A 22033-nucleotide genomic window follows, 5' to 3' on the forward strand; every position below is an offset into this window, starting at 1 on the left:
CGTCGAGTTTCCCCGAAAAGGGGGGAACCACCCATGACTTACGCGCCTCTTACCCGGCGACCAGTGCGTACGCCGCCTATGGAGTACGCCGAACCAGTGGGGAATCAGAACTGTCTTCCCGGGCGATCCGGGGGAGCAGGGGGAAATGTGCGCAGGAAAGTGCACCGCCATCTGGGGAAGGTGGTGGCGGGCGCGGCCATCGCCGTGGCGGGAACGGCGGCGATGCTGGCCGTCACACTGCCCGGCTCGGCGGGAGCGTCCGGCAACGGGAACGGGAACGGGGAGGGCGGGGCGAGCGGCTCGGCGGCCCGGGCGGGGGCGGCCGGCGACGCGGCCGCCGTACCGCCCGGCGTCGTCGAGGACGCGCCCGCCGTGGGGAAGAAGGGCGTCGGCAGCGACCCGCTGACCGACGACGAGACCGCCGAGGTGGTGCGGATCGCGAGCAACCCGCAGTCGCTCGCCCGCACCCAGAACGTCGAGGGCGACCGCGGCCCGGAGCGGCTGAGCGTGCAGCTCGCCGAGCCGGACGAGAACGAGCTGGACTCCACGAGCGCGCCGCGCCGCGCGGACGTCACGTACTACGACTACAAGAACGACACGCTCGTCACCCGGACCGTCAACCTCGACAGCGGCAAGGTCGAGTCGACCGGCACCCAGCACGGCGTCCAGCCGCCGCTCAGCCACGACGAGACGGTGGAGGCGGCCAGGCTGCTGATCGCCGACCCGCTCGGTGCCGGGCTCAAGGCCGACTACAAGGACGCCACCGGCAAAAAGTTGACCTCGCCCGACCAGCTCAGGCTGGACAGCATGGTCTACCGCGCCACGCCGGGCGTCCGGCCGGCCGCGCTCGACAAGTGCGGCGAGCACCGCTGCGTGCGGCTCTTCCCGAAGGTGAAGAACGGCCCGTGGATCGACAGCCGCGCTCTGATCATCGACCTCAGCACCCGCAAGGTCGCCAAGCTGCAGTGACCGGGGTGGCCGGTCCGCACCGACCAAGCGGCCGGTCCGCACCCGTCTCCGTATCTCTTCTCTCTTCCCCAGCTTCTCTGCTGATGGCAAGGAGTCATCTCGTCATGCGCGTGAACAGAATCAGCGGTGCCCGCAGGCGGGCCGCGGTCGGCCTGTCGGTGGCCGCGCTCGCGGCCGGCTGGACCTCGGCCGCCGGCCCCGCCGCCGCACAGCCCGCCGCCCAGCCCAGGAACGCCCCCACGGCGACCGAGGACTGCAGCTCCGCCTACCGGATCGAACAGAAGCTCTCCACCGGGACCACCTGGCGGATGTGCTGGAGCTACGAGGCCGAGGCCGGACTCGTCCTCTCCGACGTCTCCTACCAGCCCCCCGGCGAGAGCGCCCCGATCAAGGTGCTCTCCACCGCCAAGCTCGCCCAGATCCACGTCCCCTACGACGACGGCTCGGCCGAGTACAGCGACGTCACCGGCGCCGGCTTCGGCCAGGGCCTGATGGAGATGGCGCCCGGGGAGTGCCCCGGCGGCACCATCAAGACCGTCAAGGTGCCCGAGGCCTGGGACCCCGAGCACGAGAATGTCAAGGGCCTGTGCACCACCACCCGCGCCCGCGGCCACGCCTACCGCATGCAGGCCGACACCGGGAACAAGGTGTTCCAGCAGCAGGGCAAGGACCTGCTCGTCTACACCGTCAACCAGACCGGCTGGTACGAGTACATCACCGAGTGGCGGTTCCAGGACGACGGCACCATCCACATGAACGTCGGCGCCACCGGCACCCTCGCACCCGGCGACTACAACGCCACCGACGACCGCGGCTGGCCGCTCGGCAAGGGCGCCCGCGCCTACGCCACCAGCCACAGCCACAACGTCTTCTGGCGGCTCAACTTCGCCCTCGACGGCTCCTCCAAGGCCAAGGTCGAGCAGTACGACTCCAAGGTCACCGCGGCCGCGAGCGGCGACGAGGGCCCCACCAACAGGACCACCCGCACCAAGGTCACCAAGGAACTCGCGGGCGACGCCGCGAACATGCGCTGGTGGCGCGTGGTCAGCCAGAGCGGCAAGAACAAGGACCAGCACGCGCGCAGCTACGAGATCGTCCCCGGGCCCAGCGCCAAGTACCCGGGCCGCAGCTACACCAAGCACGACGTCTACTTCACCCAGTACAAGAAGTGCGAGCAGTTCGCCAGCGACAACCTGCGCAACTGCGGCTCGGGGGCCGGGAAGTCGGTCGACAAGTGGGTCAACGGGGAGACCCTCAAGCACCCCATCGTCTGGGTCAACGTCGGCTTCCACCACGTCGCCCGCGACGAGGACCAGCAGCCCATGCCCGTGCACTGGCAGGGCTTCTCCCTCGCCCCGCGCGACGTGACGGCCATGAACCCGCTCACTCCGGCCGAACTCGCCGATCAGAACGGCGATTACGGATCGGGTGGTTGAGAAACGAACCCTGTCCATCCGGCTGCACCGCCGACCGGTCCCGGAGTACCCTTCCTTGATCGTTGGGACGGGTTTTCCACGGGGGAACGGAAGGCGGTGCACGGGTGGGCTCGGGAGGGCTGGAGCTGCCTCCTGGTGACGAGGGTCACGAGGATCGGGGCGGCAACTCCGCGGACGTCCCACCCGGCGCGGTGTCGCTGGCCAGGCCGATGGAGCGCGGCTCCATCGGCCCGGAGCTGGACTGGAACGCCGACGCCTGGCACGAGGTGCGCACCCGCGCCCAGCGGGCCGGCCGGGCCTACATCTGGCTGAACCTGGTCGAGCAGCGGCTGCGCGCGGTCGTGGCCGCCGTGCTGCGCCCGATCTACGAACCCGTCCACGGCGACGACTGGGTCGTCGCCGCGGCCGGGCCGGCCGGCCAGGAGTGGGTGCAACGGGCCGTCGCCGTACGGGAGGTGAGCCGCCGCAAGGGCTATCTCCTCGACCCGGCCGACGACAACGTGCTCAGCTTCCTCACCCTGCCCCAGCTGCGCGAGCTGATGGTGCAGCACTGGCCCTGCTTCGAGCCGTACCTGGACGAGCGCCGCGACGTCGAACTCGCCCTGGACGAGCTGGAGGTGACGCGCAACGTCGTCTCCCGCAACCGGGCCCTGTCCGAGGCCGTGCTCGCCCAGGCCGAACGCGCCTCCGCCCGGCTCCTGGAGATCCTCGGCGCGGGCAGCGACGTGCCCTCCGCCCGCCGGCTGCCCGTCGACGCCGTCGAGGACCTGGTCGGCGACCGGTACGCCGACGTGGTCGCCGTCCACCCCGACCGGGTGCGGCTGCTGCGCCAGTTCCCCGCCGAGGACATCTTCGGCTCCGCCCGCCGGCTCGACGCCGTCGGCATCGGGCTCAACCTCCTGGTACAGAACTTCTCCGGCCGACGGCTGGTCCGGCTCGCCGAGTCCGGCACCCGGGTACGGCTGCTGTTCCTCAACCCCGCCTCCAGCGCGGTCAAGCGCCGCGAACGCGAACTGGGGATGAAACGGGGCGAACTGGGGCGCTCGGTGGAGATGAACATCCTGCACATGCGGCGCGTGCGCTCCCGGCTGCGCGACCCCGACGCCTTCCAGATCCAGGTCTACGACGACACCCCCCGCTTCTCCGCCTACCTGGTCGACGGCGACGGCTCCGACGGCATCGCGGTGGTGCAGTCCTATCTGCGGGGCGCCCGCGGCATGGAGACGCCGGTGATGGTGCTGCGCGGCGCCGGGCGGGTGGTGAAGGCGGACGACGTGCTGGACGGCGGGCTCTTCCCCACCTACCGGGAGGAGTTCGAGACGTCCTGGGCGGATTCGCGTCCGGTGTCCTGAGTGCCCCCGAAGGGCGGGCTTGTGGCGCTCCGTCGGGGCCGGTAAGCGGAATCCCGTGTTCGGATTGTCAGTGGGGCATGCGAAGGTGAGGAGCACTGGGGGAACGCACCACCACGAAGGGGGATCGCCATGGCCTGGCACCGGGAGCTGCTGGTCGGCTTCGATCTGGAGACGACGGGCACGGATCCGCACGAGGCACGCATCGTCACCGGGGCGGTGATCGAGGTCAGGAACGGGGAGCGGCTGGGACACCGGCAGTGGCTGGCCGACCCGGGCGTGGAGATCCCCGAGGACGCCATCGCCGTGCACGGCATCACCAACGAGCGCGCGACGGCCGAGGGCGCCCCGCCGGACCGGGTGGCCGACGCGATCGCCGAGGTCCTGGCCGGCCACTGGCGCGCCGGGGTCCCGGTCGTCGCCTACAACGCGGCCTTCGACCTCACGCTGCTCAGCGCGGAGTTGCGGCGCCACGGGCTGCCGTCGCTGCGGGAGCGGCTGGGCGGTGCGGATCCGGCGCCCGTCGTCGACCCCTACACCATCGACCGCCGGGTCGACCGCTACCGGCGCGGCAAGCGGAACCTGGAGGCGGTCTGCGGGGAGTACGGCGTCGTCCTCGACGCCGCGCACGACGCGACGGCGGACGCGGTGGCCGCGGCCCGGCTGGCGACGGCGATAGCCGACCGCCACCCGAAGATAGCGTCCCTCACCCCGGCGGAACTCCACGCCCACCAGATCGAGTGGTACGCGGACTGGGCGGCGGACTTCGAGTCGTTCCTGCGCCGCAAGGGCGCGGACGACGCGGTGGTCGACGGCCGCTGGCCCCTCCGGGAGCCGGTGGCCGCGTAGCCGCCGAGCCGCCGAGCTGCCTAGCTGCGGGCAGCGCGCTGCACCCCGCTGCGGGGCGCCTTCTGGCTCGGTACGAAGGGTTCGTTGGCGGCTGCCGGTTGCGTGTGGCTGAGCGCGCCGTTCCCCGCGCCCCTTGCGGGGCTCGGGCCCGCGCCGGCCGTACGGTGGGCGCGTTCCACCGCCTGGCCCCAGTACGTGCCGGCGACCATCAGCACCGCACCCACCGCCATGAGCGGCGTGAGGCGGTCGCCCCCGAGGGCGATCCCCACCGCCGCCGCCCACACCGGCTCGGTCCCCAGCAGCAGACTCGCCCGTCCCGCGGACGTCCGCTGCACCGCCCACGTCTGCGCCAGGAACGCGAACACACTGCAGAACAGGGCGAGATAGACCAGCTGGGCCCAGGCGCCGGGCCCGGTGTGCGCGAGGACGGGCAGGTCACGAGCGGCGGGAACCAGGAACAGAAGGGAGCCGACAAGCGTCTGCACGGCCGTCAGATGCAGCGGCCGGACCGGACGGCGCGCGGTGAGCCGGCCGACCAGGACGACATGGCCCGCACGGATCACGGCCGCCCCCAGGATCAGCAGATCGCCGGAGCGGGGCGCGTGCAGCCCGCCCGCCGACATCAGCAGCCCCACGGCCACCACGCACAGCCCGCACGCGGCGAGGAAGGCGGGCGGCGGACCACCACCGCGTCGGCCCACCCGGTCGAGGAGCGGGGTGAGCACGATGGTCAGGCTGATGAGGAGCCCGGCGTTGGCGGCGCTGGTGTGGGCGACGCCATATGTCTCCACGAGCAGGACGGCCGCCTGGGTCACCCCCAGCGGCACCCCGGCCCGCAGCTCCGCCCGGCTCCAGCGGCGCGGGCCCCGGCCGGCGGAGATCAGGGCGAGACAGGCGAGCGCGGAGAGCGCGTACCGGACGAAGAGGACGAGGAGGACGGGCAGCAGGAGGGTGGCGGAACGGGCGGAGAGATAACTGGAACCCCACACGAGCGCGACCAGGAGGAGTACCGCATCGGTGCGGCGGGCGTCGGTCACCGGTCCACCGTGCCCGAGCAGGTCGCTGAAGCCCAGACCCACCTTCTTCAACGATCTTTTAGCGCCCCTACAACGTCCCTACACTGGCCACCATGGACGAACGGCAGCTGCGCATCCTGCGGGAGCTGGGCGAACTGGGTAGTGTCACGGCGGTCGCCGAGGCGCTCCTGGTGACCCCGTCGGCGATCTCCCAGCAGCTGCGGCTGCTGCAGCGGGCGATCCCGGTGCCGCTCACCGAGCGCGAGGGCCGGCGGCTGGTGCTCACCGACGCCGGGCAGGCGCTGGCGGAGGCGGCGATCGGGGTGGAGTCGGCCCTGGCCAGGGCACGGCACACGGTCGACGACTTTCTCGACCGGCCCGACGGGGAGGTGTCGGTGGCGGCGTTCCACAGCGCCGCGTCGGCGTTCTTCCCGCTGCTGCTGCGGGGCCTGGCGGCACCGGGCGGGCGGGCGCCGGCGCTCGCGCTCGCCGACGAGGACGTACCGCAGGAGGACTTCCCGCGGCTCACCCGGACGTACGACCTGGTCCTCGCACACCGTCTGGACCACGCGCCGCCGTGGCCACGCACGGTCACCGCGACCACGCTGCTGCGGGAGCCGCTCGACGTGGCGCTGCCCACCGGGCATCCGCTGGCCGCGCGGGACGTGCTGTACCCGGACGACGTGGCCGACGAGCCATGGATCACCGTGCACGACGGGTTCCCGGTGCTGGCCACGGTCGAGGCGGTCGCGGCGGCGGCCGGGCGGCGGCTGCGGCCGGCGCACCGGATCAACGACTTCGCGGTGGCGGCGGAGCTGGTGGCGGCGGGGGGGAGGCATCGCGCTGATGCCCCGCTGGACCGGGCGGTCGCACCCGGAGGTGGTCCTACGCACCCTCGGCGGCGTACGGGCCCGCCGCCACGTCGACGCACTGCACCGCCCGGAACGGGCGGCGCGGGCGGCGGTACGCACGGTACTGACGGAGCTGGAACGAGCGGCACGGGCTATTCGTGCGGGTAACCCCGGGTGACCGTCACGGCAGCGGCACGACTGCCCGCAGCCGATAGCTTGGGGGAGAGGTTGAGAGCCTGGGGGAGGGCAGGGGCGGCGGGGGCGAGGAAACTCAGAACGGATACCACCGCACGTCGGCAGCCCCGTCGCGCAGCGAGCGCACCCGGCGGGCGAACTCCTCGCGCGCCGCCGCGTTCGCCGGCGCATGCTGCGCCACCCACGCACAGCTCGCCGTCTCCCGCGCCCCCCGCAACACCGCACACCCCTCCCACTCCCGCACGTCCCACCCGTACTCCCGGGCGAAGGCGTCGTACGCCTCACCCCCCAACCCGTACCGGTCGCGCGACAGCGCCATCACCACCAGGTCGTGCTCCCGCAGGTCCGTGGAGAACGTCTCCAGATCCACCAGCACCGGCCCGTCCGGCCCCACATGGACATTGCGCGGCAGCGCGTCCCCGTGGATCGGCCCCGGCGGCAGCCGCGGGACGAGCGCGGCCTCGGCCGCCGCGAACCCGTCCCGGCGCTCGCGCAGATACGCCGCGTCCGCCGGATCGATCGCGTCCCCCGCGAGCCGCAGCCAGCGCTCGACCCCGCCCAGCAGTTCCCGGCGCGGCAGCGCGAAGCCGGGGTCGGGCAGGGCGTGCACCTGCCGCAGCAGTACCGCCAGATCGGCCGGTCCGGCCGGCCGGACCGCGTCCGGCAGCCGGTGCCACACGGTCACCGGATGGCCCTCGACCAGCAGCGCCTCCGGCACGGCGGCCCGCACCGCCGGCACGCCCGCGTCGGCGAGCCACGCGGCGACGGCCACCTCGCGGCGGGCGCGGGCGGGCAGGTCCGGGTCGTCGCGGCCGACCTTGACCACCAGGTCACCGGCGGCGAACACCGCGTTCTCGCCGAGCGCGAGGAGCCGCGCCTCCCGCGCCGCCGAACCCCGAGACGGACCACCCGCAACCGACCCCCCGGCCGAACCCGTGCCGGACAGCACGCCCGCCTCGGCCAGTACCTCCCGCGCCCGCGCCTCGTCCATCGCCCGCCACCGCCTCCGACTCGCCTTCTGTGATCATTCCCGTGTCGGCAAGTGTCGCATTTCGCGGTGGCCGGGCAGGGCCGAGGGAATTCCGCGGGGAACGGTTCCCCGCACCCGGTGAAAGACCGGCGGACTTCACATCACGGTCGGGTCACTTCATAACGCTCGGATAACGCGGGCCCCACCTGACATGGGTATCGACCCGTCCGAAGCGTTCGACGGTTACCCCCCGCGGAAGGTTGTACTCACCAAATCTTGCACTCTCGGTAAGAGCGTTCTTAACGTGGGATGAACTCCGATCGAAAGCCAGGGAGTTGGCCCATGCCATCGAAAAACCGGGACGTGCCCGACCTCGCCGAGGTGCGCCGTCTCGTCCAGAAGAAGCGGGACGCGTGGTGGACCGTCCTCCTCGTCGACCCGGTCGCCACACCCCTCGTGCGGCTGGTCGCGAAGCGGACGCGGATCACACCGAACCAGATCACCTGGGGCGCGCTGCTGCTCGGACTCGTCGCGGCGGGCTGCTTCCTTCAGGGTGACTGGCAGTGGCTGATCATCGGCGCCGTCGTCTACCACGTCAGCTTCATCCTGGACTGCATGGACGGCAAGGTCGCCCGGCTCACCGGCCAGGGCTCGGTCTTCGGCGCCTGGCTCGACTACATCTTCGACCGCGTCCGCGTCATGGCCTGCGCCGTCGCCCTGATGGCCGGTCAGTACCACCGCACCGACGACACGCTCTACATCTGGCTCGCCGCCGCGGTGATCTTCCTCGACGGGCTGAGGTACCTCAACTCGCTCGAGATATTCAAGACCCGGCACACCATGCGCAAGCAGATCAAGGCCCGGCTGCGTGCCGCCCGGCGGGCCGAGAACGCCTCCCAGGTCGCCTTCATGGAGGACCTGCTGCGGGACAACCCCGCGGCGGACATCGAGCAGGACCTGCGCCGCGCCGCCGAGGAGGGCACCCGTGCCCTGACCGCCGAGAACGACGGGCTGCTGACCGAGGCGCAGGGCGCCGCGCTCCTGGCCGAGGCCGAAGTGCAGGACGGCACGCCGGTCACCGGCGCCGCCGTACCGGCCGCCTCCGGTACCGACGCCGTCGGCGCGCACATCCCCGCCCCCCGTACCCCCGGCGAGCCCGCGGCCGAGGGCGCCGAGAGCGCAGGGGCCACGGACGGGACCGAAGCGGAGCCCGCCGAGGGCACCGTCCCGGCCGTGCCGCGCAACGCCCGGGTCATCGACCTGCACCAGGAGTTCCGCCACCGCTTCCCGGCGTACCTGCGGTTCCGCTCCTTCCTGCTGCGCCACCGCATCCGTACGCACCTGGTGAGCGGCATCGAGTTCCAGATGGGCGTGTTCATCGTCGGCCCGCTGATCAACGCGGTCATCCCGACGACGATCGTCGCCGGTGCCCTGCTGCTGGTCTTCGAACTCGCCATCGTCTACAAGCTGCTGCTGTCGACGCGCGACTTCGCCCGCACCATCGACTCCTTCGACCGCGAGGCGGAGGCCCGCGAGGCCGCCGCCCAGGAAGCCGCGGCCGCACAGGGACCGGTGGCGCACGACGAGGCGACGGCGGACGGGGCGACGGCGCAGGACCCGGCGTCCCACGGCGCCGCGGCCCACGGCGTCTGAGCCGCACGCACGACGGGGCGGGGCCGGGGTGGACATCCACCCCGGCCCCGCCCCGTTTCCGTCGCCGTCCGGCCTCAGAGCCTGACCGTCTCGCCCTCGACCGCCGCCGGCCGGGCCGGCGCCACCGGCTCCGGATCCGACTCGTCGTGGGTGAGGTCGGGCAGCCGGCGCAGCCACTTCGGGAAGTACCAGTTGCGCTCGCCCAGCAGCGCCATCACCGCCGGGAGCAGCACGCCCCGGATGATCGTCGCGTCGATCAGGACGGCCGCCGCCAGGCCCACGCCCATCTGCTTCATGGACTGCATCGACAGCGTGCCGAAGATCGCGAACACGGCGACCATGATGACCGCGGCGCTGGTGACGACGCCCGCCGTGGTGACCACACCGTGCGTGATCGCCTCCCGCGTCGTCCGGCCGCGCAGCCGCGCCTCGCGGATCCGGGAGACCACGAACACGTGGTAGTCCATGCTCAGCCCGAACAGGATCACGAAGAGGAACAGCGGCAGCCAGGTGATGATGGCGCCCACACCCTCCGCGCCCACCAGCGACGCGCCCCAGCCGTGCTGGAAGACGGCGACGAGGATGCCGTAGGCCGCGCCCACCGACAGCAGGTTGAGCAGGATCGACGTGATCGCCACCGTCAGCGAGCGGAACGACAGCAGCATCAGCACGAAGGCGAAGACCACGACGAACGCGAAGACCGGGACGACGGCTCCCGCGAGCTGGTCGTTGAAGTCCTTGGACCCGGCCACCTGACCGGTGATGGGCGCCTGGACCCCGTCGACCTTGCCGAGCGTGGCGGGGCGCACCTCGTCGCGCAGCATGTCCAGGGACGCGCCCGCCTTGTCCAGGTCGGAGCCGCCGACCAGCGGGACGTACACCAGGGCGAGGTTCCGCGCGTCGTCGACCTTGACCTCGACCGGGCCGCGCGAGGCGCCCGAACTCACCGCCCGCTCCCGGAAGTCGTCGAGCGCGGACCGCACCTCGGGGGCGCCGATGTCCTTCGCCTTGACGACCACCTCGGCCGGGTCCGAACCGCCCGGGAAGGCGTCGTTGACCCGGTTGTACGTGGCGACGATCGGCAGCGAGTCGCCGAACTCCTGGTCCAGGGTGAGGTTCTGCGTCTTCATGCCCAGCGCGGGCGCGGCGATCGCCAGCAGCGCCCCGGCCGCGACCACCAGCGAGACGGCCGGCCTGGCCAGCACCACCCGCAGCACCGCGCCCCAGAACCGCGAACCGTCCTCGATACGACGGCCCTTGCGCGCCGCCCGGCGCTGCTTGGCCTCGGGGTTGAGGTACGGGATGCGTCCCTTCTCCACCCGCTCGCCCAGCAGCGACAGCAGCGCGGGCAGCACGGTGACGGAGCCGACCATGGCGACCGCCACCACCATCAGCGAGGCCAGACCCATCGCCTTGAACTCGGCGATCCCGGTGAACAGCATGCCCGCCATCGCCACGCACACCGTGACGCCGGAGACGACGATCGCGCGGCCACTGGTCGCGGCGGCGATCCGCAGCGCGGTCTCCGGGTCCCGGCCCGCCATCCGCTCCTCGCGTTCCCGGCGCAGATAGAACAGGCAGTAGTCGACGCCGACGGCCAGACCCACCAGCAGCATCACCGAGTTGGCGGTGTCGCTCATCGGCACCAGATGGCTGACGACACCCATCAGACCCATCGTCGCGATGATCGCCGTGATCGACAGCGCCACCGGCAGCAGCGCCGCGACCAGCGCGCCGAACGCGATCAGCAGGATGCCGAGCGCGACGGGGACGGCGGAGAACTCCGCCTGCTGGAAGTCGCTGCCGAAGGCGTCGTCGAACGTCTTCTGCATGCTCGCGCCGCCGATCTCCTCGACCCGCAGCGACGAGTGGTCCTCCTGGACGTCCTGCACCGCGTCGAGGACCGGTTCGACCCGCTCGCCCGCGGTGTCGGCGTCGCCGCGCATGTCGAACTGGACGAGCGCGCTGCGGCCGTCCTTGGAGATCGTCTTCGTGTCGTACGGCGAGGCCACGTCCGTCACCCTGCCGGTGCCCTCGACCGCCTTGACGACGTCGGTGACGGCGGCGCGGAAGGCCGGGTCCGTGGCCTTGGTACCGTCGTCCTTCGCCTGCACCAGCACGGTCTCGCTCGCCGGTTCGTCGATGCCGGCGTCCTCGAGGATCCGTGCGGCGGTGTGCGTCTCACCGCTCAGCTGATCGCTTTCCTTGACGTCGACCCGGCCCGCCACCGACCCGAGCCCCATCGCCACGACGACGAACAGTACCCAGATGCCGACGGCGGCCCATCGGTGCCGAGCGCTCCAGCCGCCGGCGCGGGCGGCGACGCCCCGCACCCGCGTGTTGCCGTTTCCCATGACGGGCCAGCCCCCTTGTGCGTGGTGGCGGCCCCCTGCCGTCACCTGGTGCTTCGAAGGTATGTGCCGCGTAAGAGCGTCTCTTCGTACTGTCCGGTGAACCCTGCGGGCGCTTCCTCCATCGTTCGGACCGCATGGCCCTCCCCACGAGGGAGGAGGCTGGCCCCTACACGTAAGGGTTTCGTCGGGGGCGGGGGTCAGGGTCGGCGGCTCTAGGGTGGGCGCATGACTGGGCGGACGACGACGTACGCCGCGCTGCTGCGCGGGATCAATGTGGGTGGCAGCAGGAAGCTGCCGATGGCCGAGCTGCGGGCGCTGATGGGGGAGTTGGGGCACGGGGGCGTGCGGACGTATCTGCAGAGCGGGCAGGCGGTGTTCACGGCGGAGCGGGGGGACGAGGAGTCGCTGGCGGCGGAGCTGGCGGGGGCGATCCGCGAACGGTTCGGGTTCGGGGTGGACGTGCTCGTCCGTGACCATGCGTATCTGCGGGGCGTGCGGGAGGCGTGCCCGTTTCCCGCGGAGCGGCTGGAGGGGAAGCAGCTCCACGCGACGTTCTTCTCCGTACCGGTGGACGAGGGGCGCTTCGCGTCGGTGGGGCGGGAGGGGTTCCTGCCGGAGGACTACCGGCTCGGGGACAGGGTGCTGTACCTGTACGCGCCGGAAGGGCTGGGCCGCTCGAAGCTGGCGGTGGCGTTGTCGTCCCGGCGGGTGGTGGGGGATGCCGTCGTCACGACCCGCAACTGGAACACGGTCCGCAAACTGGAAGCCATGACCTCCGCCTGAGCCAACCGATCTTGTTTCTCGCCCCCGCCGCCCCTACCCGTCCCAACCTCGGGGGCTCCGCCCCCGGACCCCCTAAAAGATTGCGCAGTTCCCCGCGCCCCTGACAGGGGCGCGGGGAACTGCGCGAGAAGTCACCACCCACCCGCACCCGCCAACGCACCTCACCCACCCGAGCTCTCCCGGGGTCCAAGGGGCGGAGCCCCTTGTAGGGATGGGACGGGTAGGGGCGGCGGGGGCGAGGGAAATGCGGTCACGCACCCACGGCGGACAGGTGCGGCAGCGTTGCCTCGTCGTAGCGGTGCAGGAGGAGCTCGGCGACCTCCGGGGACGGGCCCAGGACGCCGGCCAGGACGTCCGCCCCGGCCGCGCCCCGCGCGATCCGGTCCGGGAGGCGGCCCGGCGCGAGGACGTAGGGGGCGACGGCCACCCGGCGACACCCCGCCGCTCGAAGCTCCCGCACCACCCCCTCCGTGCGCGGCAACTCCGCGGAGGCGAACGCAGGCCGCACGGCGCACCAACCGGTGTGCCGCCACTCCCGCGCGATTTCTGCGATCACTGCGATCGCCTCCGGGTCACTGGACCCCGCCGAGGCCAGCACGACCCCGGTCGAGGCTCTGTCGGCGGGGTCGAGCCCCGCCTCGTACAACCGCCGTTCGAGCCCCGCGAGCAGCAGCGGCGAGGGCCCCAGCACCTCCGCCTGCCGCACCGCCAGGCCCCCCGGCGCCTGCCGCAGCACCGCCGGGATGTCGGACTTGGCATGGAACGCCCGGGTGAGCAGCAGCGGCAGCGCCACCACGTCCCGTACACCCTCCGCCGCCAGCGACTCCAGCACACCCCGCACGGAGGGCACGTTGAAGTCGAGGAAGCCCGTCTCCACCCGCACCCCCGGCCGCAGCGACCGTACCCGTCGCACCAGGGCGTGCACGGTCGCGGCGTGCCGCGGATCGCGGCTGCCGTGGGCGATGACGAGGAGGACCGGGTTGGCGTTCATGGGGGTTCAGTTCCTCACCAGGAGGCCGCGGCTGCGCAGTACCCACCGCTCCAGCGGACTGAAGATCAGCAGGTCGATGGCGACACCGACGATCAGGATGAGCAGGATGGCCTCGAACACCATCGACATGTCGCTGGCGTTGCGGCCGTTCTCCAGGAGCTGGCCGAGCCCGACGCCGAGGTCGGGGAAGGACGCGATGATCTCCGCGGCCATCAGCGACCGCCAGGAGAACGCCCAGCCCTGCTTCAAGCCTGCCACATACCCCGGCAGCGCCGCCGGGAGCACGATGTGCCAGGTGCCCCGCAGCCCCGTCGCGCCCAGGGTGCGGCCCGCCCGCAGGAACAGCGGGGGCACCTGGTCGACGCCCGAGACCAGGCCGTTGGCGATGGAGGGCACCGCGCCGAGCAGGATCACCGCGTACATCATCGAGTTGTCCAGGCCCAGCCAGATCACGGCCGGCGGCACCCACGCCACCGACGGCAGCGACTGGAGCCCGGACAGGATCGGGCCGATCGCCGCCCGCACGAACTTCACCCGCGCCACGAGCAGCCCCAGCGGGGTGCCGATGACCAGCGCGAAGAGGAAGCCGAGCAGACCGCGCGAGACGCTGGTCCAGATGTAGCCGAGGAGATTCCCCTCGAGCCAGGCGTCGCGCACCTCGCCCCACACCGCGGACGGCGAGGGCAGCTTCGTCGGGTCGTCGACGACCTCGAAGGTGATCAGCGCCTGCCAGAGCGCCAGGACCAGCGCCACGGCGACGACCGGCGGCAGAACCTTGTCGATCAGGGTGCGGCGCAGCGGCGGCCGGCCGGAGGAGGCGGACTCCAGCGCGTCCAGGCCGGCCTCGACACCGGCCAGCCCCGCACGGGCCTCGTCCGTGTCCGTCGTCGTCTCAGTGCCGGCCATGACGGCGGATCTCCCCACGCAGGACTTCGGTGATCTCGACGGAGAGTTCCGCCACGGGCGCGTCCTCGATGCGGCGCGGCTGCGGGATGTCCACCGTCCACTGGCGGGCCACCCGCCCCGGCCGCGACGACAGCAGCACGACGCGCTGCGCGAGCCGTACCGCCTCGCGCACGTTGTGCGTGACGAACAGGACGGAGACCCCCGTCTCGCCCCAGATGCGGGTCAGTTCGTCGTGCAGCACGTCCCGGGTGATGGCGTCGAGCGCGGCGAACGGCTCGTCCATCAGCAGCAGTCTGCTGTCCTGGGCGAGCGCGCGGGCCAGCGCCACCCGCTGCCGCATGCCGCCGGACAGCTCGTGCACCCGCTTGCCGTGCGCCCCCTTGAGCCGGACGAGCCCGAGCAGCTCCTCGGCCCGTTCGCGGCGGTCCGCCTTGGGCACCCCGCGCAGCCGCAGGGCCAGTTCGATGTTCTTCCCGGCCGTCAGCCAGGGGAACAGGGCGTGCTCCTGGAACATCAGCGCCGGGCGGCCGTCGGTCGTGAGGGCACCCGAGGACGGGGCGTCGAGCCCCGCCACCAGGTTGAGCAGTGTGGACTTGCCGCAGCCCGACGCCCCCAGGAGGGTGACGAACTCGCCCGGCGCGACATCGAGACTGATGTCGTCCAGGACGAGCTGCCGCCCGGTGGGTCCGGCGAAGGACTTCGAGACATGCTCGATACGGGCGGCGTGCGCCACCGCCTCGTCGTCGGCGGTCTTGGCGAGCGTGGTCGTGGCCATGGTCGTCACCTCCTGGGAACGGGCCGGGATACGGGGTCGGCCGGGGACACGGATCACTGGGTGCCGAGTCCGGCGGCGTCGACCGTGTCCCCGCCCTCCGCCTTCAGGACCTTGTTCAGAAGCGTGAGGTCGTAGATGCCGTCCAGGTCGGGCTTCTCCAGCAGACCGGCCTTGACCGCGTGGTCCGCCTCGCTGTTCAGCGTGGCGGCCAGCGGATCGTCGAGGATCCTGATGGACTTCCACGCCGGGTCCAGGACATCGGCCGGCAGCGCCTTGCCGGAGTCCTTCTCCAGCTGCTTGTTGGCCGCGGCCTTCGCCGCGTCCGGGTTGGCGTTGATCCACTTGTTGGTCTCGACCGACGCCCTCAGCACCGCCTCGACGGCCTTGGGGTGCTCCTTGAGGAACTCCGCCCGCACCACCACGTTGGTGATGACGAACTTCTCGTCCGGCCACAGCGTCGACTCGTCCAGCAGCACCTTGCCGCCCTCGGCGACCAGCTTCGACGCGGTCGGCTCCGGCACCCACGCGCCGTCCAGCGAACCGGCCTTGAACGCGTCCGGGGTCACCTTGTTGTCGCTGCGCACGACCGTGACGTCGCCCTTGCCGCTCTGCGCGTCGACCTTCCAGCCCTGTTCGGCGATCCAGTTGAGGAACGCCACGTCCTGGGTGTTGCCGAGCTGCGGGGTGGCGATCTTCTTGCCCTTGAGGTCCTTGAGCGACGTGACCTTCTTCGGGTTGACCACCAGCTTGACGCCGCCCGAGGCCGAACCCGAGACGATCTTCAGGCTCTTGCCGCCCGACTTGGTGTACCCGTTGATCGCGGGCGAGGGGCCGAGCCAGCCGATGTCCACGGAGCCGGAGTTCAGCGCCTCGATCTCGGAGGGGCCCGCGTTGAAGACGGCGTACTTCGCCTTCGTCGCGCCCAACTCCTTCTGGAAGAAGCCCTTCTGGTTGCCGACCAGGGCGGTGGCGTGGGTCAGATTGCCGAAGTAGCCGATGCGTACGGAGTCGAGACCGTCCGTCTTCTTCGCGTCGGCGGCAACCTTCGTCCCCTCGTCGGAGTCGGCTTTCGAGCCGTAGCCGCAGGCGGCCAGTGTCAGCAGGGGCAGGACGGCGAGCACGGTGACGCCCCTGCGCGGGCGCGGGACACGGAGGGATCGTTTGGCAGGCACGGGAGGTGGTCCTCTCGTTGGCCCGGCGGTCACGGTCTCTTCACGCCGTGGCCGGGAGGTCGACAGGTCTTCGGTGACGCGGGTGGGGGGTGAGGGCGCGCAGGCAGTGCGCGTACGTCATCGCGCACATCGCGCGACCCCGCCCGTCCCGCTGCCGAGGGCGCCGCTGCCGATGCGGCCGCCCTCCTTGGCGAACGTCGCGAAGATGTCGACCCCGGTCATCTCAGAAGTCCCAGCCCTCGTCGGCGTCGGACTTCACCGGCTCGGGCGCGGCGAAGGACTCGCCGACCATTCCGGCGGTGAGGGTGGTGCCGTCGGACGGATCGATCAGGATGAACGAACCGGTGCGCCGCGAGTCGGCGTACGCGTCGGCCGGGAGCGGCTCGGCGGTACGGATCTTCACCCGGCCGATGTCGTTGGCGGCCAGCGTGCCGGGGTGCGGGTGCAGGGACAGGTCGTCCAGCGTCAGCCGGGACGGGATGTCCTTGACCAGCGCCTTGACCGTACGGGTGCCGTGCTTGAGCAGCACCCGGTGGCCCACCGTCAGCGGCTGGTCGGCCACGTGGCAGACGGTCGCCTCGATGTCCTGGCTGGTGGCCGGGGCGTCCGGGGCCGGGGCGATCAGGTCGCCGCGCGAGATGTCCAGGTCGTCGGCGAGCAGCAGCGTCACCGACTGCGGCGTCCACGCCACGTCGACCGGCGTGCCCAGCAGATCGATCCCGGTGATCGTCGTCGTACGGCCCGAGGGCAGCACGGTGACCCGGTCGCCGACGCGGAACGTGCCGGCCGCGATCTGGCCCGCGTACCCCCGGTAGTCCGGGTGCTCGGCGGTCTGCGGGCGGATCACGTACTGCACCGGGAAGCGGGCGTGGCAGTGCGCCAGGTCGTGACTGACCGGCACGGTCTCCAGGTGCTCGAGCACCGTCGGACCGCCGTACCAGTCCATGTTCCCCGACGCCTCGACCACGTTGTCGCCCTCGAGCGCCGAGATCGGGATGGCGGTGACGTCCGGGACGCCCAGCTCCGTCGCGTACGCCGTGAACTCCTCGGCGATCGCGGCGAACACCGACTCCTGGTAGCCGACGAGGTCCATCTTGTTGACGGCGAGGACGACGTGCGGGACGCGCAGCAGGGCGGCGATCGCGGCGTGCCGGCGGGTCTGCTCGACGACGCCGTTGCGGGCGTCGACCAGGATCACCGTCAGCTCCGCCGTGGACGCCCCGGTGACCATGTTGCGGGTGTACTGCACATGGCCCGGGGTGTCGGCGAGGATGAACCGGCGCTTCGGGGTGGCGAAGTAGCGGTAGGCCACGTCGATGGTGATGCCCTGCTCGCGCTCGGCCCGCAGACCGTCGGTGAGCAGCGCCAGGTCGGGACCCTCCTGGCCGCGCCCGGCCGACGCCCGCTCCACGGCCTCCAGTTGGTCGGTCAGGACCGACTTGGAGTCGTGCAGCAGCCGTCCGACGAGCGTGGACTTCCCGTCGTCGACCGAACCGGCCGTCGCGAACCGCAGGAGCGTGGTCTCGGCGAGGTCCGTGAGTTCCGTGGTGGTGGTCATGGCTAGAAGTACCCCTCGCGCTTGCGGTCCTCCATCGCGGCTTCGGACAGTTTGTCGTCGGCGCGGGTGGCACCTCGTTCGGTGAGCCGGGAGGCGGCGATCTCGGTGATCACCTTCTCGATGGTGTCGGCGTCGGAGTCGACCGCGCCGGTGCAGGACATGTCCCCGACGGTGCGGTAGCGCACCTGCCGCTTCTCCACGTGCTCGCCGTCCTTGGGCCCGCCCCAGTCGCCGGCGGTGAGCCACATGCCGTTGCGGGCGAACACCTCGCGTTCGTGGGCGAAGTAGATCTGGGGGAGGTCGATCTGTTCGCGGGCGATGTACTGCCACACGTCCAGTTCGGTCCAGTTGGACAGGGGGAAGACGCGGACGTGTTCGCCGGGGGCGTGGCGGCCGTTGTAGAGGTTCCACAGCTCGGGGCGCTGGCGGCGGGGGTCCCACTGGGAGAACTCGTCCCGCAGGGAGAATACCCGTTCCTTGGCGCGGGCCTTCTCCTCGTCGCGGCGTCCGCCGCCGAAGACGGCGTCGAACCTCTCGCTCTGGATCTTTTCGGTGAGCGGGATGATCTGGAGGGGGTTGCGGGTGCCGTCGGGGCGCTCTTTCAACGCCCCCCGGTCGATGTAGTCCTGGACGGAGGCGACGTGCAGGCGCAGTCGGTGCTGTGCGACGACGCGGTCGCGGTAGGCCAGGACTTCGGGGAAGTTGTGGCCGGTGTCCACGTGGAGGAGGGAGAACGGCACGGGGGCGGGGGTGAATGCCTTGAGTGCCAGGTGGAGCATGAGGATGGAGTCCTTGCCGCCGGAGAAGAGGATCACCGGGTTCTCGAACTCGCCCGCGACCTCGCGGAAGATGTGCACCGCCTCGGACTCCAACGCGTCCAGGTGCGTCAGGGCGTACGGGCTGTCGGTCTCCTCGGAGACGGAGGCGACGGTCGTCATGCCAGACCCCTTTCGACGAGCAGCTTGTGGACGGCGGCGGCGGACTCCGTGACGGTCTGGTGCTGCGACTCGATGCGCAGATCGGGCGAGACCGGCTCCTCGTACGGGTCGTCCACCCCCGTCAGCCCGGAGATCTCACCGGCCGCCTGCTTGGCGTACAGGCCCTTCACATCACGCACGGAGCACACGTCGACCGGGGTCGCCACGTGCACCTCGACATACGCGGCGCCGCTCGCCTCGTGGCGCTTGCGCACCGCCTCGCGGCTGTCGGCGTAGGGGGCGATCACCGGGACCAGCGCCGTGACGCCGTTGCGGGCCAGCAGATCGGCGAGGAAGCCGATGCGCTGCACGTTGGTGTGGCGGTCGGCGCGGCTGAAGCCGAGGTCCGCGGTGAGGAACTCGCGGATCTCGTCGCCGTCCAGCACCTCGACGAGGCGGCCGTCGGCGCGCAGCAGTCCGGCCAGCTCGTGGGCGATGGTGGTCTTGCCGGCGCTCGGCAGACCCGTGAGCCAGACGGTGGCTCCGGTACTCACGTGCTTCTCCCGGGGATCGTGGGAAACGGTCTGGGGATCGTGGGGAAGGGTGCGGGGGACGGTCCGGCTGCCGTCGGTGGCCGTCATCCGTGCAGCCCGCACTCGGTCTTGGCGCGGCCAGCCCAGCGGCCGGCGCGCGCGTCCTCGCCCTCGGCGACGCGGCGGGTGCAGGGGGCGCAGCCGACGGACGCGTAGCCGTCCATCAGGAGCGGGTTGGTGAGCACCCCGTGCTCCGTGACGTAGGCGTCCACGTCGTCCTGCGTCCAGCGGGCGATGGGGGAGATCTTGACCTTGCGGCGCTTGTCGTCCCAGCCGACCACGGGGGTGTGGGCGCGGGTCGGGGACTCGTCGCGGCGCAGGCCCGTCGCCCAGGCCTCGAAGCGGGTCAGGCCCTCCTGAAGCGGCTTGACCTTGCGCAGGAAGCAGCACAGGTCGGGGTCGCGGTCGTGCAGCTTCGGCCCGTACTCGGCGTCCTGCTCGGCGACCGTCTGCTTCGGTGTGAGGGTGAGGACGTTGACGTCCATCACGGCCTCGACGGCGTCCCGGGTGCCGATGGTCTCGGGGAAGTGGTAGCCGGTGTCCAGGAACACCGCGTCCACGCCGGGCATCGCCCGGGAGGCGAGGTGGGCGACGACCGCGTCCTCCATGGAGGAGGTCACGCAGAACCGCTTGCCGAAGGTCTTCGCCGCCCACTGGAGGATCTCCAGTGCGGAGGCGTCCTCCAGGTCGCGACCCGCCTGCTCGGCGAGCGCCTTCAACTCGGCCTCGCGCGGCGACAGTTCGTTGTCGCGGGGTTCCTTGTCGCCGTCCGGCGTGGTGCCGGACCCGACGGTCTGCACCGTGGTCATATCTGGTCCCCTCCCGTGTCGTGCCCGTGAAGCCCCTGGGCGAGCAGCCCGAGGAACTTCAACTGGAAGGCCCGGTTGCAGGCCCCGCATTCCCACGCCCCGTGGCCTCCCTCACCCGGACGCAGGTCCTCCTCGCCGCAGTAGGGGCAGTGGAACGGCGCCGCGCGCTCGCTCACGACAGGGCCTCCTCGGAGGCGCGCGCGGCCCAGGCGGCGAACCGCTCGCCGTCCTCGCGCTCCGTCTGGAAGCGGCGCAGGACGCGCTCGATGTAGTCGGGCAGCTCCTCGGAGGTGACCTTCAGACCGCGCACCTTGCGGCCGAAGGACGGCTCCAGACCGAGCGCGCCGCCCAGGTGCACCTGGTAGCCGCCGACCTGGTTGCCCTCGTCGTCGGTGACCAGCTGGCCCTTGAGACCGATGTCCGCGGTCTGGATACGGGCGCAGGCGTTGGGGCAGCCGTTGATGTTGATGGTGACCGGCTCGTCGAACTCGGGGAGCCGGCGCTCCAGTTCGTCGATCAGGTCGCTGCCGCGCTCCTTGGTCTCGACGATGGCCAGCTTGCAGAACTCGATGCCGGTGCAGGCCATCGTGCCGCGTCGGAACGGCGAGGGGTTCACCCGGAGGTCCAGCGCCTCCAGGCTCTCCACGAGCGAGTCGACCCGGTCCTGCGGCACGTCGAGAATGATCATCTTCTGCTCGACGGTGGTGGAGACCCGGCCCGAGCCATGGCCCTCGGCGAGCTCGGCGACCTTGGTGAGCAGCGAGCCGTCGAGCCGGCCGACGCGCGGGGCGAAGCCCACGTAGAAGCGGCCGTCCTTCTGGCGGTGGACGCCGATGTGGTCGCGCCACAGCTGCGCGGGCATCTCGGGCGCGGGACCGTCGATCAGCTTGCGGTGGAGGTACTCGTCCTCCAGGATCTGGCGGAACTTCTCGGCGCCCCAGTCGGAGACCAGGAACTTCAGCCGGGCGCGGTTGCGCAGCCGCCGGTAGCCGTAGTCGCGGAAGATCGAGGTGACGCCCTCCCACACGTCCGGCACCTCGGCCTCCGGCACCCACGCGCCCAGCCGCACACCGAACTTGGGGTTGGTGGACAGCCCGCCGCCGACCCACAGGTCGAAGCCGGGGCCGTGCTCGGGGTGGACGACGCCGACGAAGGAGATGTCGTTGATCTCGTGCGCCACGTCGAGCAGCGGGGAGCCGGAGACGGCCGTCTTGAACTTGCGCGGCAGGTTGGAGAAGCGCGGGTCGCCGAGGTAGCGGCGGGCGATCTCGTCCAGCGCGGCCGAGCCGTCGATGATCTCGTCCTCGGCGACGCCCGCGACCGGGGAGCCGAGCATGCCGCGCGGGCAGTCGCCGCACGCCTCGGTGGTGGACAGGCCGACCGACTCCAGGCGCTCCCAGATGGCGGGCACGTCCTCGACGCGCACCCAGTGGAACTGGATGTTCTGCCGGTCGGTGATGTCCGCGGTGCCGCGCGCGTAGGTCTCGGAGACCTCGCCGATGGCCCGGAGCTGTTCGGTGGTGAGCCGTCCGCCGGTGATGCGGACGCGCATCATGAAGTACTCGTCCTCCAGCTCCTCCGGCTCCAGCACGCCCGTGCGGCCGCCGTCGATCCCGGGGCGGCGCTGGGTGTACAGACCCCACCAGCGGAAACGTCCCCGCAGATCGTTGGGGTCGATGGAGTCGAAGCCGCGCTTGGAGTAGATCGTCTCAATGCGTGTCCGCACATTGAGACCGTCGTCGTCCTTCTTGAGCTGCTCGTTGCCGTTCAGCGGGGTGAAGTGCCCCACGGCCCACTGGCCCTCGCCGCGGTGACGGCTCACCTTGCGGCGGGGCGCGGCGGAATTGCGAGGGGTGGCGGCCATGGTGGATACGTCCTTCGGGACAG

General features: G+C 71.6%; 19 protein-coding genes and 1 pseudogene. 7 read left to right on the forward strand and 13 right to left on the reverse strand.

The window, feature by feature from the left end; translation table 11 throughout:
* Positions 1 to 147: 147 nt before the first annotated feature.
* The 4 genes from OIE12_RS26175 (at position 148) to OIE12_RS26190 (ending at position 4603) form a co-directional block, all read left to right on the forward strand.
* Entirely contained in the window at positions 148 to 969 is an 822-nt protein-coding gene (locus OIE12_RS26175; RefSeq protein ID WP_329139344.1) for a Tat pathway signal sequence domain protein, read from the forward strand.
* 104 nt (positions 970 to 1073) lie between these two features.
* The gene (locus OIE12_RS26180) at positions 1074 to 2405 is read left to right on the forward strand and encodes a copper amine oxidase (RefSeq protein WP_329139345.1); all 1332 of its coding nucleotides are present in this window, start codon (positions 1074 to 1076) and stop codon (positions 2403 to 2405) included.
* Between the two features lie 104 nt (positions 2406 to 2509).
* Positions 2510 to 3757: an SAV2148 family HEPN domain-containing protein gene (locus OIE12_RS26185; RefSeq protein WP_030382445.1), complete on the forward strand. Its 1248-nt coding sequence runs from the start codon at positions 2510 to 2512 to the stop codon at positions 3755 to 3757.
* Positions 3758 to 3886: 129 nt separating this feature from the next.
* Positions 3887 to 4603, forward strand: coding sequence for a 3'-5' exonuclease (locus tag OIE12_RS26190; protein ID WP_329139347.1), 717 nt, complete (start codon positions 3887 to 3889; stop codon positions 4601 to 4603).
* Between the two features lie 20 nt (positions 4604 to 4623).
* Here OIE12_RS26190 and OIE12_RS26195 read toward each other — a convergent pair whose 3' ends face one another.
* Entirely contained in the window at positions 4624 to 5640 is a 1017-nt protein-coding gene (locus tag OIE12_RS26195) for a DMT family transporter (protein WP_329139349.1), read from the reverse strand.
* A 92-nt stretch (positions 5641 to 5732) separates the two neighbouring features.
* On the opposite strand from OIE12_RS26195, the pseudogene OIE12_RS26200 reads away from it, so the two are divergent.
* Positions 5733 to 6648 (forward strand): annotated as a pseudogene (locus OIE12_RS26200) (LysR family transcriptional regulator).
* A gap of 93 nt (positions 6649 to 6741) precedes the next feature.
* On the opposite strand, the gene OIE12_RS26205 reads toward OIE12_RS26200, so the two are convergent.
* Positions 6742 to 7656: an aminoglycoside phosphotransferase family protein gene (locus OIE12_RS26205; protein WP_329139351.1), complete on the reverse strand. Its 915-nt coding sequence runs from the start codon at positions 7654 to 7656 to the stop codon at positions 6742 to 6744.
* A 321-nt stretch (positions 7657 to 7977) separates the two neighbouring features.
* On the opposite strand from OIE12_RS26205, the gene OIE12_RS26210 reads away from it, so the two are divergent.
* The gene (locus OIE12_RS26210; protein WP_329139353.1) at positions 7978 to 9288 is read left to right on the forward strand and encodes a CDP-alcohol phosphatidyltransferase family protein; all 1311 of its coding nucleotides are present in this window, start codon (positions 7978 to 7980) and stop codon (positions 9286 to 9288) included.
* 74 nt (positions 9289 to 9362) lie between these two features.
* Here the strand turns inward: OIE12_RS26210 and OIE12_RS26215 are convergent, their stop codons facing one another.
* Entirely contained in the window at positions 9363 to 11642 is a 2280-nt protein-coding gene (locus tag OIE12_RS26215; protein ID WP_329139356.1) for an MMPL family transporter, read from the reverse strand.
* A 225-nt stretch (positions 11643 to 11867) separates the two neighbouring features.
* Between OIE12_RS26215 and OIE12_RS26220 the strand changes: the two genes are divergently transcribed.
* Positions 11868 to 12425: a DUF1697 domain-containing protein gene (locus OIE12_RS26220; protein WP_329139358.1), complete on the forward strand. Its 558-nt coding sequence runs from the start codon at positions 11868 to 11870 to the stop codon at positions 12423 to 12425.
* A gap of 250 nt (positions 12426 to 12675) precedes the next feature.
* On the opposite strand, the gene OIE12_RS26225 is transcribed toward OIE12_RS26220, so the two are convergent.
* The 10 genes from OIE12_RS26225 to OIE12_RS26270 form a co-directional block, all read right to left on the reverse strand.
* Positions 12676 to 13416 (reverse strand): sirohydrochlorin chelatase, encoded by a 741-nt coding sequence (locus tag OIE12_RS26225; RefSeq protein WP_329139360.1) that lies wholly within the window; start codon positions 13414 to 13416, stop codon positions 12676 to 12678.
* Positions 13417 to 13422: 6 nt separating this feature from the next.
* Positions 13423 to 14322: an ABC transporter permease gene (locus tag OIE12_RS26230; protein WP_329139362.1), complete on the reverse strand. Its 900-nt coding sequence runs from the start codon at positions 14320 to 14322 to the stop codon at positions 13423 to 13425.
* Complete coding sequence (locus OIE12_RS26235) at positions 14309 to 15097, reverse strand: ABC transporter ATP-binding protein (RefSeq protein ID WP_329139364.1); 789 nt, start codon at positions 15095 to 15097, stop codon at positions 14309 to 14311. The genes OIE12_RS26230 and OIE12_RS26235 overlap by 14 nt, the downstream gene beginning before the upstream one ends.
* Before the next feature lie 53 nt (positions 15098 to 15150).
* Positions 15151 to 16269, reverse strand: a complete 1119-nt coding sequence (locus OIE12_RS26240) for an aliphatic sulfonate ABC transporter substrate-binding protein (protein WP_329139366.1) — start codon at positions 16267 to 16269, stop codon at positions 15151 to 15153.
* Between the two features lie 223 nt (positions 16270 to 16492).
* Positions 16493 to 17827, reverse strand: a complete 1335-nt coding sequence (locus tag OIE12_RS26245) for a sulfate adenylyltransferase subunit 1 (RefSeq protein WP_329139368.1) — start codon at positions 17825 to 17827, stop codon at positions 16493 to 16495.
* 2 nt (positions 17828 to 17829) lie between these two features.
* Positions 17830 to 18765 carry a sulfate adenylyltransferase subunit CysD gene (gene cysD, locus OIE12_RS26250; RefSeq protein WP_329139371.1) on the reverse strand — a complete coding sequence of 312 codons (936 nt, stop codon included), beginning with the start codon at positions 18763 to 18765 and terminating at the stop codon, positions 17830 to 17832.
* On the reverse strand, positions 18762 to 19298 hold the full coding sequence (gene cysC / locus OIE12_RS26255; protein ID WP_329139373.1) for an adenylyl-sulfate kinase: 537 nt from the start codon (positions 19296 to 19298) through the stop codon (positions 18762 to 18764). Before cysC ends, cysD begins: the two co-directional genes overlap by 4 nt.
* Positions 19299 to 19381: 83 nt before the next feature.
* Positions 19382 to 20146, reverse strand: coding sequence for a phosphoadenylyl-sulfate reductase (locus OIE12_RS26260; RefSeq protein WP_329139375.1), 765 nt, complete (start codon positions 20144 to 20146; stop codon positions 19382 to 19384).
* The gene (locus OIE12_RS26265) at positions 20143 to 20322 is read right to left on the reverse strand and encodes a hypothetical protein (protein ID WP_329139377.1); all 180 of its coding nucleotides are present in this window, start codon (positions 20320 to 20322) and stop codon (positions 20143 to 20145) included. Before OIE12_RS26265 ends, OIE12_RS26260 begins: the two co-directional genes overlap by 4 nt.
* Entirely contained in the window at positions 20319 to 22010 is a 1692-nt protein-coding gene (locus OIE12_RS26270; protein WP_329139379.1) for a nitrite/sulfite reductase, read from the reverse strand. The genes OIE12_RS26265 and OIE12_RS26270 overlap by 4 nt, the downstream gene beginning before the upstream one ends.
* Positions 22011 to 22033: the final 23 nt, after the last annotated feature.

This window comes from Streptomyces sp. NBC_00670, assembly GCF_036226765.1.
Taxonomy (GTDB): Bacteria; Actinomycetota; Actinomycetes; order Streptomycetales; family Streptomycetaceae; genus Streptomyces.